Here is a 14,408-nt window from a genome sequence, read left to right as displayed (position 1 = left end):
GGGGCGGCCAGGTATGCCGCCACCGGCGTGAGCGCAAAAGGAGCGCCATCTGATGACCACCGCCGAGAACGTCACCTCCGCCCATTCCTACGAGATTCCGGCCCCTTTCACGGTGCCCGCCGGCACCGCCGTCGGGGCCGCCATGCGCGAGCTGAATCTGCCGAACAAGGGCGAGGAAGCGATCGTCGTCGTCAAGGACGCCGAGGGCACCCTCCGCGACCTGTCCCACGTCCCGGATGAGGAATCCGTCTTCACCGCCGTCCCGGCCTGGACCGAGGAGGGCCGTGCCGTCATTCGCCACTCCGCCGCCCACGTCCTGGCCCAGGCAGTGCAGAAGGAGTTCCCGGGCACCAAGCTGGGCATCGGCCCGGCCATCAAGGACGGCTTCTACTACGACTTCCAGGTCGAGGAGCCCTTCACCCCGGAGGACCTCAAGACCCTCGAGAAGGCGATGAAGAAGATCATCAAGTCCGGCCAGCGTTTCGAGCGCCGCGTCTACGAGTCCGCGGAGGCCGCCGCCGCCGAGCTGGCCGACGAGCCGTTCAAGCTCGAGCTCGTCCAGGACAAGGGCAACGTTGACCCGGACTCCGACGAAGCCACCGAGGTCGGCGCCGGTGACCTGACCGCCTACGACAACGTCAACCCGCGCACCAACGAGGTGGAGTGGTCGGACCTGTGCCGCGGCCCGCACCTGCCGACCACCCGCTACATTCCCGCCTTCGCCCTGACCCGCTCCTCCGCGGCCTACTGGCGCGGCGACCAGGCCAACGCCGGCCTGCAGCGCATCTACGGTACCGCCTGGGAGTCCAAGGAGAGGCTCGACGAGCACCAGCTCATGCTCGCCGAGGCGGAGAAGCGCGACCACCGGCGTCTGGGCACCGAGATGGACCTTTTCTCCTTCCCGGACGAGCTCGGTTCCGGTCTCCCGGTCTTCCACCCGGCCGGCGGCATCGTCCGCAACGCGATGGAGGACCACTCCCGGCGCCGTCACATTGAGGCCGGGTACTCCTTTGTGAACACGCCGCACATCACCAAGGAGGACCTGTACCACAAGTCGGGTCACCTCGGGTTCTACAAGGACGGGATGTTCCCGCCGATGCACGTCGACGCCGAGTACGACGAGGAGGGTAACGAGACCAAGCCCGGCCAGGACTACTACCTCAAGCCGATGAACTGCCCGATGCACAACCTGATCTTCGACTCGCGCGGCCGCTCCTACCGCGAGCTGCCCCTGCGCCTCTTCGAGTTCGGCACCGTGTACCGCTACGAGAAGTCCGGCGTCATCCACGGTCTGACCCGCGCCCGCGGCTTCACCCAGGACGACGCGCACATCTACTGCACCGAGGACCAGCTTGAGGAGGAGCTGACCACCGTCCTGGAGTTCATCATCTCCCTGCTCAAGGACTACGGGCTGGACGACTTCTACCTCGAGCTGTCGACCCGCGATCCGAAGAAGTCGGTCGGCTCCGACGAGATCTGGGAGACCTCCACCGAGATTCTGCAGCGTGTGGCCGACCGCTCCGGTCTGGATCTGGTCCCGGATCCGGAGGGCGCGGCCTTCTACGGCCCGAAGATCTCCGTCCAGGCCCGCGACGCCATCGGGCGCACCTGGCAGATGTCGACCGTCCAGCTCGACTTCAACATGCCCGAACGCTTCGACCTGGAGTACACCGCCAACGACGGCACCAAGAAGCAGCCGATCATGATTCACCGCGCGCTCTTCGGCTCCATCGAGCGTTTCTTCGGGGTGCTGCTCGAGCACTATGCCGGCGCCTTCCCGGCCTGGCTCGCCCCGACCCAGGTCGTCGGTATCCCGATCGCCGAGGAGTTCGGCGGCTACCTGCAGGAGATCGTCGACCAGCTCAAGACACGGGGCATTCGTGCCGAGGTCGATCACTCCGACGACCGCATGCAGAAGAAGATCCGCAACCACACCACCGGCAAAATCCCCTTCATGCTCATCGCCGGCGGCAAGGACGTCGAGGCCGGCTCCGTCAGCTTCCGTTTCCTGGACGGTTCCCAGGTCAACGGAGTGCCGGTAGCCGAGGCCATCGAGATCGTCACCGCCTGGGTCACCGAACGCAACAACGAGCAGCCGAACGAGGAACGTCTTGCCGCACGACGCTAACGAGCGACCGGAGCGTTTCGTCGACAGCGGCGTCGTCGGCAACGACGCCGCCGATCGGCTGGATATTCTCTGGGCCCCGTACCGCCAGGAATATTTCACCGTGGCGCCGGAGAGCACCAACGGTGAGGAGGAACCGGCCGAGGAGGCCGTGGCCGATCCGTTCGTCGACGCCCCGAAGCACCCCGACGAGGACAACCACATCATCGCCCGCGGTGAGCTGGTCTACGTCATCCTCAACCTGTACCCCTACAACACGGGCCATCTCATGGTGATCCCGTACCGCAAGGTCGCCCACCTGGAGGATCTCACCACGGCCGAAGCCAACGAACTGATGGCTTTCACGCAAAGGGCCGTGCGCGTGATCAAGCGGGTGTCGCGACCCGACGCCTGCAACATCGGCATGAACCTGGGCAGGGCCGCCGGCGGTTCCATCGGCGACCACCTGCACATGCACGTGGTGCCCCGGTGGGTCGGCGACACCAGCTTCATGCCGATCATCGCCGGCACCAAGGTGATGCCGGCGACGCTCAAGCGCACATGGCAGCTGCTCCACGACGAGTGGGCGAAGCTCGACGAGGAGGACGCGGATGGCACGGCTTCTTAGCGTCCACGGACGCAAACCGGCCGCCGTGGTGCTGGAGCCGCTGGCTGCGGGGCTGCTCAGGCTGGGCCTGACCCCCAACGTGGTCACGCTGCTGTCCGCGACGCTCTCCGTCGTACTCGTCGTCACGCTCATCCCGAGCGGGCACCTGGTCTGGGCGGCGGCGCTGGCCGGTCTGGCCACCACCTTCGACATGGTCGACGGCACCATGGCCCGGCTGCGGGGCGGCGGCACGAAGTTCGGCGCGACCCTCGATGCCTCCTGCGACCGCATCACCGACGGAGCCACCTTCGCCGCCATCACCTGGTGGCTGATCTACTCCTACGACGCGGGGGCGCCGTTGGTCGCCGCCTCCTTCATCGTCCTCATCGCCTCCCAGGTCATCAGCTACGTCAAGGCCCGGGGAGAGGCCTCCGGCTTCACCATGGTCGGCGGCCTCATCGAGCGCCCGGAGCGCCTCATCATCGGTCTGACGGGCGTCGGGCTGCAGGGCCTGGGCGTGCCCTACGCGATCGACGTCGCGATCTGGGTGCTGGCGGCCGGCAGCATCGCTACCGTTGTCCAGCGCGTCGTCATGGCCTGGAACGACCCGAAGGCCGGCGAGGGGATCGCGCCGCCGGCAGGAGCGGCCTGAATGAAGCGGACACTCCAGCTCATCCGTGACCGCGAGCTCGCCGCCCTGGGCTACCTCACCGGCTGGCGGGTGGTTCGACTGCTGCCGGAGCCGCTCGTGCGCCGCCTCTTTGACTGGGGCGCCGACCGCGCCTCGGACAATGGCCGCGGAATGGAAATGCTGCGCCGCAATCTCACCCGCGTGGTCGGGGCTGAGAACGTCACCCGCGAACTGGTCCGAGACTCGGTCCGCTCCTACGCCCGCTACTGGCGCGAGGCCTTCCGTCTGCCGGCCCTGACGAGGGATGAGAAGCTGCTGGCCCGACTCACCGAGGGCATGGTGGGACGCGAGGCGCTGGACGCCTCCGTCGCGAAAGGCGCCGGTGTCATCTTCACGCTGCCGCACTCGGGAAACTGGGACATGGCCGGCTTCTGGCTGGTCAACAATTACGGGCAGTTCACCACCGTCGCCGAGCGGGTCAAGCCTGCGGTCCTGTTCGACGCGTTCGTCGGGTTCCGCGAGTCCCTCGGTTTCGAGGTGCTCCCGCTGACCGGCGGCGCGCAACCGCCTTTCCAGAGGCTCAGGGAGGTTCTCGAGCAGGGCGGCATCGTGTGCCTCATGGGGGAGCGCGACCTCAGGCAGACCGGCGTGAGCGTCGACTTCTTCGGTGAGCGAACGACGATGCCGGCCGGGTCCGCGCAGCTGGCCATCGACACCGGGGCGGCGCTGCATGTCGCGCACTCGTGGTTCTACGAGGACGCCGACGGCCCGGGCTGGGGGTTGAGCGTCTCCGACGAGGTGGAGGTCACCACCCTCGGGGAGACCATGCAGCGCGTGGCGGATCTCTTCGCCGCCAACATTGCCGCGCACCCGACGGACTGGCATCTGCTCCAGCCGCAGTGGACGGTCGACATTCAGGAGCGGCGGGCCCGGCGCGGGGCTCGGGGTTCAGCCCGCCACGGGGCCGGAAAGTAGCGGGGGAGCGAGCGTGCGTATCGGCATCGTCTGTCCCTACTCCTTCGACGAACCCGGCGGAGTTCAAGCCCACATCCTTGATCTTTCCCGTGTCCTCATCGAGGGCGGCGACCACGTCGAGGTGATCGGGCCGGCCCGGGCAACGACGAATCTCCCCGATTTCGTCACCCGCGGCGGGCGGTCCGTGCCGGTGCGATACAACGGTTCCGTCGCCCGGCTGCTCTTCGGCCCATGGGCGAAGCGCCGGATGCGTCAGTTCATCGAGCACGGGCGTTTCGACGTCCTGCACATCCACGAACCCAACTCGCCGAGCTATTCGATGCACGCACTGGCCATGGCCAGCGGGCCGATCGTCGCGACGTACCACACTTCCGCCACCCGCTCGCGGGCGCTGACGGTGTTCCGGCCGATGCTCGCCCCCTGGCTGGAGAAGATTCGGGCGGGTATCGCGGTCAGCGAGATGGCGCGGCGCTGGCAGGTAGAGCAGCTCGGCGGGGACCCCGTGCTCATCCCCAACGGGGTGGACACCCGGCTCTTCCGGGAGGCCCGGGTCCCCCACGGGGAGGGTGGTCCCATCGAGATCGTGTTTCTCGGCCGCCTCGACGAACCGCGCAAGGGACTCGACATCCTTCTGCGGGCCCTGACCCGCGTCGACCGCGACGTCCACGTCACGGTCATCGGCGCGGGCCGTCAGCGGGAGGCGGACCGGGTCTCCTACGTCGGAAAGGTCAGTGACGAGGAGAAGGCCAGGATCCTGGGCGGGGCCGACGTCTACGTCGCCCCGAACACCGGCGGCGAGTCCTTCGGCATCGTCCTGGTTGAGGCGATGGCCGCCGGCTGCGCCGTCGTCGCCTCCGACCTCGAGGCCTTCGCGGCGGTCGTCGGGGCGGACTCGGAGACCCCGGCGGGCCTGCTTTTCCGCACCGGTTCTGACGCCGACCTGGCCGAGAAGCTGACCCTGCTCGTCGACGACAGACAGTTGCGCCGACGCCTCATCGACGCAGGCGACCGTCGCTCGCTGGACTACGACTGGTCGACGGTCGCGAAGAAGGTGCGCACGGTCTACGAGACCGTCGTCGACGGCACGACGGTGGGGGTGGTGTAGATGCTGGAGTCCTGGCTCGTCGTCCTCATCGTCGCGCTGGTGATGCTGGCGCTGTGGGCGTACTTTACGGCGCAGCGTCTCAACCGCTTGCACATCCGCACCGACGCCGCCCGGGCGTCGCTGCAGTCCATGCTCGACAGGCGTGCCGCCGTCGCCGCCGCGCTGCTCCCGGAGGCGGCTGCCCCGGCCCGCCGGGCCGAGGCGATCGTCCTCGACTACGGCAATTTCGAGCGCCGCGCCAGCGTCGAACGCGAGGTCACCGCCGCCATCGAGGCACGGCCGGGGATCCCGCCCGAGCTTGTCGACGCCGGCGTCCGCGTGGAGCTGGCCCACCGCTTCTACAACGACGCCGTCGCCGACACCCGGGCCCTGAGAACGCGACTGCCGGTGCGGCTGCTGCGCCTGGGGGGCACGGCGCAGCTGCCCGAGTTCTTCGACTTCTGAGCACCACCGGCCCTTCCGGAACGCCCACCCGTCGGCAAGCGCACGGGCGTACCCGGTGCTAGGACACCTGGTCGACGAGGGCGTCCGGATCGTAGGGCTGGCCCAGGTTGAGCAGTACCGTGAAGATGATCGCCAGGACCACGAGAATGATGATGATCATGCGCACCGGGTGACGCATCAGCTGGGCCAGCGCCCGGTCCGGCAGCGTGGTGGGCTGCTCCTCGGCCGTCGTGTCCCGGAAGCGGAAATCGCCCTCCAGTCGTCCGGCGCGATCCGCCCAGACGGTGAAGGGCAGCGCACCGTAGGGGATGACAGAGACGATGAGTCCGAGCACGCCCAGCCAGAAGGGCCAACGATTGTTGATCCACAGGATCACCGTGATGGCGGCGAAGCAGAGGAACCCGAAGCCGTGGATCGGGCCGGCGACCGGCACGAAAGCGTCGGAAACGCCCGAGTACTTGAGAATCATGGCGAGGATGAGCAGGGTCCAGGTGGCCATCTCCAGCCAGGCGGCCAGACGGTGCAGCTTCTTGGGTGACATGGCCGTCATCCTACGGATCGGCCCCGGCCGGGGTGCAGGTAACCTGGTCCCCGGCGCGCCCGAAGTCCGGGCGCACGGGAAACCAGACAAGGTGGGCGCTGATCATGCACGACATCGAATCCATCCTCTCGCTGGAGACGATCGACGACGACATCTACCGGGGCGCCGCCGTCGAGACTCCCCGGAGGCGGACCTTCGGCGGCCAGGTGGCGGCCCAGGCGCTGGTGGCCGCGGTTAAGACCGTGGATCCCGAGAAGCACGTCCACTCCTTGCACGGCTACTTCCTCCGGGGCGGCAAGCCGCACCAGCCAACGATCTACCTCGTCGACCGCATCCGCGACGGGCGCAGCTTCACCACCCGGGGCGTGCGCGCCGTCCAGAACGGCGAGACCATCTTCTCCATGCAGGCCAGCTTCCACGTCCGCGGCGACCAGGGGCCGGAACATTCGGATGCGATGCGCCGGGTACCGCAGCCGGAGGAGCTCAAGCCCGTCACCGCCGAGGAGTTCTACGGCGATCCGGTGCTCATGGAGGAGTGGGCGGGCTGGGACCTGCGGCTGGTCAACCCGAAGGACTACGACCACAACACCTACACGGCCAGCCAGCAGGTCCTGTGGTTCAAATCGAAGAAGACGCTGCCCGACGACGACACCTTCCACGTCTGTTCGCTGGCCTACATGTCGGACATGACCCTGCTGTACTCCGCGCTGGTCCCGCACCCGGGGCACAAGGTGCAGATGGCCAGCCTGGACCACGCGATGTGGTTCCTGCGTCCGTTCCGCACCGACGACTGGCTGCTCTACGACCAGATCTCGCCCTCGGCCTCCGGCGCCCGCGGTCTGACCCACGGCCGGATTTTCAACCGTCAGGGCGACCTGGTCGCGATCGTCACGCAGGAGGGTCTTACGCGCACCCTGGATCCGGAGGCTTGACCAACTGCGTATACTGGTCAAAGTTCACGGACCACCGGTAGGTCGTCGTGAGACTGCGCGGCTCCCACGCAGGTCCCTGGGAAGGGTAACGCGGAGGTAGAGCGCGCAGAAACCAGTCAGCACCGTCGAGTAGCGTAAACGAGGAAAGGGAGGCTCCCCATGGCAGGGCACTCAAAGTGGGCGACCACGAAGCACAAGAAGGCCGCCAACGACGCCAAGCGCAGCAAAGAATGGGCCAAGATGATCAAGAACATCGAGGTCGCGGCCCGCACCGGTGGCGGCGATCCGGCGGGTAACCCGACCCTCGATGACATGATCAAGAAGGCCAAGAAGGCCTCTGTCCCCAACGACAACATCGAGCGCGCCCGCAAGCGCGGCGCCGGCGAGGAGGAGGGCGGCTCCAACTGGGAGTCCGTCACCTACGAGGGGTACGGCCCCAACGGCGTCGCCATGCTCATCGAGTGTCTGACGGACAACCGCAACCGCGCGGCCGCCGAGGTCCGCGGTGCGATGAACAAGAACGGCGGCAACCTGGGGGAGAGCGGTTCCGTGGGCTACATGTTCAGCCGCATCGGCTACGTCGTCATCCCCAAGGGTGAACTGACCGAGGATGACGTCCTCATGGCTGTCCTCGACGCTGGCGCCGAGGAGGTCACCGACCAGGGCGACTTCTTCGAGATCACCTCCGCCCCGACCGACGTCCCGGCCATCCGCAAGGCGCTGGAGGCCGAGGGCTACGAAGTTGAGGACTCCGGCCAGGACTTCCGTTCCGGCGTCACCGTCGCCCTCGAGCTGGCCGACGCCCAGAAGGTGCAGAAGCTCATCGACGCCCTGGAGGAGTCCGACGACGTCCAGGATGTCTACACCAACATGGATCTCTCCGACGAGGTCGCTGAGGCGCTGCACGCCTAGACCTCCCGCCCCGCACCCCGGCCCACGCGCGGCCGGGGTGTCGTCTATTTCCGGGCGCGCCCATTCGAATATGTGTGCCACCCGGTCTAGACTTGGCGAGCATGAACTTCGAGGGAATGCGGGTGATGGGCATCGACCCTGGCCTGACGCGATGCGGGCTCTCCGTGGTGCAGGCCGGGCGCGGGCGCGCCGTCCTGCCGGTCGCCGTCGGAGTCGTGCGCACCCCCAGCGGCGCCGAGCTCGGGGAGCGTCTCCACCGGCTCTTCGAGGCCGTCAGCGAATGGATGGACGACTACCGGCCCGACGTCGTCGGCATCGAGCGGGTCTTCGAGCGCGGCGAGGTCTCGACCGTCATGTACACCGCCCACGCCGTGGGTGTGCTGGTTCTGGCCGCTGAACAGCGGGGGATTCCCGTTCACCACTACACCCCCTCGGAGGTCAAGAAGGCGATCTCGGGCAACGGGCGCGCGGACAAGAAGCAGATGACCTCCATGGTCACCCGTATCCTCGGCCTGAGCGAGGCGCCCAAGCCCGCCGACGCGGCCGATGCGCTGGCCCTGGCGATCTGCCACTGCTGGCGGGGTCCTGCGCTTGCGCGGGCCGCGGAGGCGCAGGAGCGCGCCGCGGCGAAGCAGAAGGAATGGGAAGCACTGGCGACGCAGCGTCGCCGGGCGGCATCAAACAACTAACCGGGAGAATTCATTACTGTGATTGCTTCATTGCGTGGCGAAGTCCTCAGCATCGGCCTCGACCACGTGGTCCTTGAATGCGGCGGCGTCGGATACCAGGTGCTGGCCACTCCGCCCACCCTCGGTCGCCTGCGGCGGGGCGAGGAGACGCGCATCCTCACCACGATGGTCGTGCGGGAGGACGCGATGCTGCTCTACGGTTTCCTCACCGACGACGAACGCCAGGTATTCACCCTGCTGCAGACCGTCTCCGGGCTGGGCCCCAAGCTGGCGATGGCGATCCTCGGCACGCTGAAAACCCCGGAACTGGCGCAGGCGGTGTCTCAGAAGGACACCAAGACACTGCAGCGGGTGCCCGGCGTCGGCAAGCGGATGGCGGAGCGCATGGTGGTCGAGCTCTCCGGGAAATTCGACCTCTACCTGCCTTCGGCCGAGGAACAGGAACTCGTCCCGGCGCTCCCGGCCCAGGCCAGCGGCGTGGCAGAGGACGTCACCGAGGCGCTGGTCGGCCTCGGCTTCACGGATCGAATCGCCAAGCCGGTCGTCGACGGGATCCTGGCGGCGGAGGGGGACCTGGACGTCGCCACCGCTCTACGCGCCGCACTGAGCGAACTCGGCCGGGTCAAGTAGCGGGAAGGAAAACACGCGCATGTCAGACATCGAACGCACCGAATTCGAGCTTCCCGCGGACCTGCAGCCCCAGGCGGCGGGCCGCCGGCCCGACGCCCCCGTCAGCCCCCAGGCGGCCGCCGACGAGCACGATGTCGAAAGGTCGCTGCGACCTAAATCGATCGAGGAATTCATCGGGCAGCCCAAGGTCCGCGAGCAGCTCTCGCTGGTGCTCACCGGGGCCAAACGGCGCGCCGTGACCCCGGACCACATTCTCATTTCCGGCCCGCCCGGCCTGGGCAAGACCACCATGGCGATGATCATCGCCCAGGAACTGGGCACGAGCCTGCGCATGACCTCCGGCCCGGCGCTCGAGCGCGCCGGTGACCTGGCCGCGATGCTGTCCAACATCATCGAGGGCGACGTCCTCTTCATCGACGAGATCCACCGCATCGCCCGTCCCGCGGAGGAGATGCTCTACATGGCGATGGAGGACTTCCGCATCGACGTGATCGTGGGCAAGGGTCCGGGCGCCACCTCCATCCCGCTCGACATCCCGCCGTTCACCCTGGTCGGCGCCACCACCCGGGCAGGCATGCTCACCGGCCCGCTGCGGGACCGCTTCGGCTTCACCGCGCAGATGGAGTTCTACGACGTCGAGGACCTCACGCGGGTCGTCACCCGGGCCGCCCGGATCCTCAACGTGGAGGTCTCCCCGGAGGCCGCCGTCGAGATCGCGTCGCGCTCCCGGGGCACGCCGCGCATCGCCAACCGGCTGCTGCGCCGCGTCCGTGACTTCGCCGACGTCAACGCCGACGGCAACATCACCCTGTCTGAGGCCCAGGGCGCCCTGGCGGTCTTCGACGTCGACGAGATGGGCCTCGACCGGCTGGACCGGGCGGTGCTCGACGCCTTGGTGAGAGGACACAACGGCGGGCCCGTGGGAGTCAACACCCTGGCGGTCGCCGTCGGGGAGGAACCCGCGACGGTGGAGGAGGTCTGCGAGCCCTACCTCGTGCGCGCCGGCCTCATGGCGCGCACCGGCCGGGGCCGTGTCGCGACCGCCTCGGCCTGGCTCCACCTCGGGCTCACCCCGCCGGAGGGGACCATCGGCCTGCACTAGGCGGCCCGCGCCAGGACGATCTAGCTGGGCGGATTGCCCGCGGGCGCGCCGTGCGACCGACATGACAGGCCAATCCCGGTCTGGCACACTTGGCCCCTATGGATTTCCTTCTACTTATTCTCCTTCTGGGCGTCTTTCTCCTGCCGACCTTCTTCCTGAGCCGCCAGCAGAAGAAGCGCCAGCAGCAGGTCGTCGAGATGCAGTCCGCCCTGCAGCCGGGCGACCGCATCGTCACCGCCGGCGGCATGCACGGCGAGATCGTGGCCCTGGGAGAAGCCACCGTCGATCTTGAGATCGCCCCGGGCGTCGTCGCCACCCTCGAACGCTCGGTCATCGTCCGTCACCAGACCCCGGCCCAGCACCCCGATCCGGCCCTCGGCGCCTCCGTCACGGACACCCCGGTCGAGCCCCGACTGGAGGAACCGCGACCCTACGGTGAGCAGCCTGAGGACGACGGCTTCCAGCACCCGGAGAACCGGCGCTAAACCATACGGACGCAGCAGCGGCCCGCGTGCTCCCGCCCCCTCCGGTTCACCTCCGGGGCCAGGCGGGGCAGGCGGGCCGCCATCATCTACCATGATCGTCTGTGCCAGAATCACCGCCCCGGGGCGGGTCCGGTCCCGTGCAGGGGATACCCGGATATCATCGTGATCCCGAATAGGAGTGCCCGCATTGTCCGCTGAATCCCGACGCACCGGGGGAGGGAACACGCGTAAATGGCCCATGCGGGCGATTGCGTTGTTCTTCCTCGTGCTCGCCGCCGTCTACGCCCTGGTCTTCTTCACCCCGGGCGCCAACACCCCCAAGCTGGGCATCGACCTCCAGGGCGGCACCCGCGTGACCCTGGTGCCGCAGGGCGAGCAGCCGACCCAGGAGCAGCTGTCCCAGGCGCGGCTCATCCTTGAGAACCGCGTCAACGGCCTGGGCGTCTCCGGCGCCGACGTCGTCGTCGACGGCACCACCCTGGTGATCACCGTGCCGGGTGAGGACACCTCCGAGGCCCGGGCGGTCGGCCAGACCTCGCAGCTGCTCTTCCGCCCGGTGGCCCAGCCGGCGATTCCAGACATGATCACCCTGCCGGAGCTCATCACCGACATGGCCAACCGGTGGGTCGAGTATGACGTCATCACCCAGGAGCAGGCCCAGCAGTCGGTCGACGGCATCATCCAGGCCATCAACCAGACGCAGGCCTCCCAGAACCCGGACGCCCCGCAGATCGACGCCCCGGCCATCGAGGCGGAACCGATCGAGGCTGAGAACTCCCTCGAGGCCGCCGAACTGCGCCAGGAACAGCTCGACATGCTGCTCGCCGACCGCCAGTCCGCCGATCCCACCGTCCAGTCGGCGGCCAGCGCGCTGCTGCAGTGCACCCCGGAAAACCTCGACCCGCTGGCCGGCGCCGATGACGCCGCTCTGCCACTGGTCACCTGCGATCCCTCCCTGGGCCAGGTCCACCTGCTGCAGCCGGCTCCGCTGCTGACCGGGGTCTCCGATCCGGCGGGCCCCCGCCTGACCGGTGAGGAAATCGACACCGACCGCCCGGTCACCGGCGGCTGGAACCCGCAGACCGCGCAGATGGAGATCAGTTTCGCCTTCTCCACCGAGGGAGAGCACAACGGCTCCCAGACGTGGGCGGATCTCACCGCCGCCTCCGTCGGCCAGCAGATCGCGATCACCCTCGACTCGCAGATCATCTCCGCCCCGGTCATCCAGAGCCCGACGCCCTTCGGCTCCGCCACGTCCATCACGGGCGACTTCACCCAGGACGAGGCCACCGAGCTGGCCAACAATCTCCGTTACGGCGCCCTGCCGCTGTCCTTCGCCGGTGAGAACGGCGAGCCGGGCGGCACCGCGGAAACGGTGCCGGCCACCCTGGGCCAGGCGGCACTGCAGGTCGCGATGATCGCCGGTCTGGTCGGCCTCATCCTCATCGCCGGCTACGTCTTCGTCTACTACCGTCTCTTCGGCGTCATCTCCCTGCTCACCCTGGTGGCCTCCGGGTTCCTGGTCTACGGAATGCTGGTCCTGCTGGGCCGCTGGATCGGCTACTCGCTGGATCTGTCCGGCGTGGCAGGTCTGATCATCGGCATCGGCGCGACGGCGGACTCCTTCGTCGTCCTCTACGAGCGCATCAAGGACGAGGTGCGGGAGGGCCGCACCTTCCGCTCGGCCACGCAGCGCGGCTGGGAGCGTGCCCGTTCCACCATCGTCACCGGCAACATGGTCACCCTCATCGGTGCGGTCGTCATCTACTTCCTCGCCGTCGGCGAGGTCAAGGGCTTCGCCTTTACCATGGGCTTGACGACCATCTTCGATCTGCTGGTGACCTTCACCATCACCGCACCGCTGATGGTGCTGGCGTCGCGGCGGGCGTTCTTCTCCCGACCGTCGGTCAACGGCATGGGCAAGACGCAGGAAGTCTCCGACCTCATGCGCGCTGAACAGCGTCGACTGGGCGAGGACGCCGATGACCGCGTGTTCGCCTCCGTCGGCTCCGCACCGACCGAGACCCCCACCGACTCCGGTAACGGGGAGGAGAAATAACGATGAGCACGACCGCAACCACCACCAAGAAAATCAGCACCTTCGACCGGCTCTACACCGGCGTCGGCGGCGTCGACTTCATCGGTCGCTCGAAGCTCTGGTACGCCGCCACCGTCGTCCTCCTGCTCATCTCGATCGGCTCGATGCTGTTTCGCGGCTTCGACCTCAACATCGACTTCGAGGGCGGCACCAAGCTGTCCATGCAGGCAGGCGACCTCGTCGCGGAGCAGGTGGAGGAGACCTTCGTCGACGCTACCGGCGTGACCCCGGAACTGACCCAGATCGTCGGCTCCGGTGACTCCCGCACGCTGGAGCTCCAGTCCGAGCACCTGAGCCAGGAGCAGATCGACGCGGCGCGCGAGGCCATCTTCGTCGAGCACCAGCCGCTCGACTCCGCCGGCGATCCCTCCCCGGACGCCATCGGCGATACCACCGTCTCCGAGTCCTGGGGTTCGACGATCACCGAGCGCATGCTCCTCGCGCTGGTCGTCTTCCTCATCGCCGCCGCCCTCTACGTGGCGCTGCGCCTGGAACGTGAGATGGCCGTGGCCGCCATGGCGGGCCTGGCCATCGACGGCATCGTCATCGGCGGCATCTACTCCCTGTTCGGGCTGGAGGTCTCCCCGGCCGTCATCATCGGCCTGCTGACGGTGCTGACCTTCTCCATCTACGACACGGTCATCGTCTTCGACAAGGTCAAGGAGAACACGACCGGGATCCTCGATTCCCGACGCTCGACCTACGGGGAACAGGCCAACCTGGCCGTCAACCAGACGGTCATGCGCTCCCTGTCGACCTCCGTCATCTCGGCGCTGCCGATCATCGCCCTGCTGGTGGTCGCGGTCTGGCTGATGGGCGTGGGCACGCTGCGCGACCTGGCGCTGATCCAGCTGATCGGCGTCCTCGTCGGCATCTTCTCCTCGCTGTTCCTGGCCACCCCGCTGCTGGTGACCATCGTCAACCGACGCAAGGACATCCGGCGACACAACCAGCAGGTCGCCGAGTACCGGGCGGCAAAGACCGGTCAGTCGGCCACCGAGGAGTCCGCCGCGCAGGCCGGTGAAGAGGACGAGGGCGTCGGCAAGCGCACGGTGTCGGCCCCCCGGGCCACCCAGCCCACTGCGCCCGCCCAGTCGCCGCTGCCACCGCGCAGCACCGGCTCCACCTGGCGACCCAATCAGCGATAACACGA

15 protein-coding genes are annotated in these 14,408 nt (G+C 68.0%); 14 read left to right on the top strand and 1 reads right to left on the bottom strand.

Going from position 1 to position 14,408, the window contains the following annotated elements:
- Positions 1-52 precede the first annotated feature (52 nt).
- The 6 genes from thrS to CGUA_RS07350 are packed head-to-tail and all read left to right on the top strand — an operon-like array spanning position 53 to position 5,866.
- Positions 53-2,128, top strand: coding sequence for a threonine--tRNA ligase (thrS, locus tag CGUA_RS07375; protein ID WP_290194255.1), 2,076 nt, complete (start codon positions 53-55; stop codon positions 2,126-2,128).
- The gene (locus CGUA_RS07370; RefSeq protein WP_290194253.1) at positions 2,112-2,732 is read left to right on the top strand and encodes an HIT family protein; all 621 of its coding nucleotides are present in this window, start codon (positions 2,112-2,114) and stop codon (positions 2,730-2,732) included. Before thrS ends, CGUA_RS07370 begins: the two co-directional genes overlap by 17 nt.
- The gene (pgsA, locus tag CGUA_RS07365) at positions 2,716-3,363 is read left to right on the top strand and encodes a phosphatidylinositol phosphate synthase (protein WP_290194251.1); all 648 of its coding nucleotides are present in this window, start codon (positions 2,716-2,718) and stop codon (positions 3,361-3,363) included. Before CGUA_RS07370 ends, pgsA begins: the two co-directional genes overlap by 17 nt.
- Positions 3,364-4,317, top strand: coding sequence for a phosphatidylinositol mannoside acyltransferase (locus tag CGUA_RS07360; protein ID WP_290194249.1), 954 nt, complete (start codon positions 3,364-3,366; stop codon positions 4,315-4,317).
- A gap of 13 nt (positions 4,318-4,330) precedes the next feature.
- The gene (locus CGUA_RS07355; RefSeq protein ID WP_290194247.1) at positions 4,331-5,422 is read left to right on the top strand and encodes a glycosyltransferase family 4 protein; all 1,092 of its coding nucleotides are present in this window, start codon (positions 4,331-4,333) and stop codon (positions 5,420-5,422) included.
- Positions 5,423-5,866 (top strand): hypothetical protein, encoded by a 444-nt coding sequence (locus tag CGUA_RS07350; RefSeq protein ID WP_290194245.1) that lies wholly within the window; start codon positions 5,423-5,425, stop codon positions 5,864-5,866.
- 58 nt (positions 5,867-5,924) lie between these two features.
- Here the strand turns inward: CGUA_RS07350 and CGUA_RS07345 are convergent, their stop codons facing one another.
- Complete coding sequence (locus CGUA_RS07345; protein WP_290194243.1) at positions 5,925-6,407, bottom strand: DUF3817 domain-containing protein; 483 nt, start codon at positions 6,405-6,407, stop codon at positions 5,925-5,927.
- A 104-nt stretch (positions 6,408-6,511) separates the two neighbouring features.
- Between CGUA_RS07345 and CGUA_RS07340 the strand changes: the two genes are divergently transcribed.
- From CGUA_RS07340 to secF, 8 genes are all read left to right on the top strand, one after another.
- A complete protein-coding gene (locus CGUA_RS07340) occupies positions 6,512-7,339 on the top strand; it encodes an acyl-CoA thioesterase (RefSeq protein ID WP_290194242.1) in 828 nt (275 codons plus the stop codon).
- Between the two features lie 159 nt (positions 7,340-7,498).
- Positions 7,499-8,251, top strand: coding sequence for a YebC/PmpR family DNA-binding transcriptional regulator (locus CGUA_RS07335; RefSeq protein ID WP_290194240.1), 753 nt, complete (start codon positions 7,499-7,501; stop codon positions 8,249-8,251).
- Between the two features lie 101 nt (positions 8,252-8,352).
- Positions 8,353-8,940: a crossover junction endodeoxyribonuclease RuvC gene (gene ruvC, locus CGUA_RS07330; RefSeq protein ID WP_290194238.1), complete on the top strand. Its 588-nt coding sequence runs from the start codon at positions 8,353-8,355 to the stop codon at positions 8,938-8,940.
- Positions 8,941-8,958: 18 nt separating this feature from the next.
- A complete protein-coding gene (gene ruvA / locus CGUA_RS07325; protein WP_290194236.1) occupies positions 8,959-9,570 on the top strand; it encodes a Holliday junction branch migration protein RuvA in 612 nt (203 codons plus the stop codon).
- 19 nt (positions 9,571-9,589) lie between these two features.
- Entirely contained in the window at positions 9,590-10,672 is a 1,083-nt protein-coding gene (ruvB, locus tag CGUA_RS07320) for a Holliday junction branch migration DNA helicase RuvB (protein WP_290194234.1), read from the top strand.
- A gap of 98 nt (positions 10,673-10,770) precedes the next feature.
- Positions 10,771-11,157, top strand: coding sequence for a preprotein translocase subunit YajC (gene yajC, locus CGUA_RS07315; protein ID WP_290194232.1), 387 nt, complete (start codon positions 10,771-10,773; stop codon positions 11,155-11,157).
- A gap of 238 nt (positions 11,158-11,395) precedes the next feature.
- Positions 11,396-13,216, top strand: a complete 1,821-nt coding sequence (gene secD, locus CGUA_RS07310) for a protein translocase subunit SecD (protein ID WP_435383364.1) — start codon at positions 11,396-11,398, stop codon at positions 13,214-13,216.
- Between the two features lie 2 nt (positions 13,217-13,218).
- Positions 13,219-14,403, top strand: a complete 1,185-nt coding sequence (secF, locus tag CGUA_RS07305) for a protein translocase subunit SecF (RefSeq protein ID WP_290194227.1) — start codon at positions 13,219-13,221, stop codon at positions 14,401-14,403.
- Positions 14,404-14,408: the final 5 nt, after the last annotated feature.

The organism is Corynebacterium guangdongense (assembly GCF_030408915.1).
In the GTDB taxonomy this organism is placed as follows: domain Bacteria; phylum Actinomycetota; class Actinomycetes; order Mycobacteriales; family Mycobacteriaceae; genus Corynebacterium; species Corynebacterium guangdongense.
Note: the sequence above shows the minus strand (reverse complement) of the source record. Positions and strands in the feature narration are given on the sequence as shown.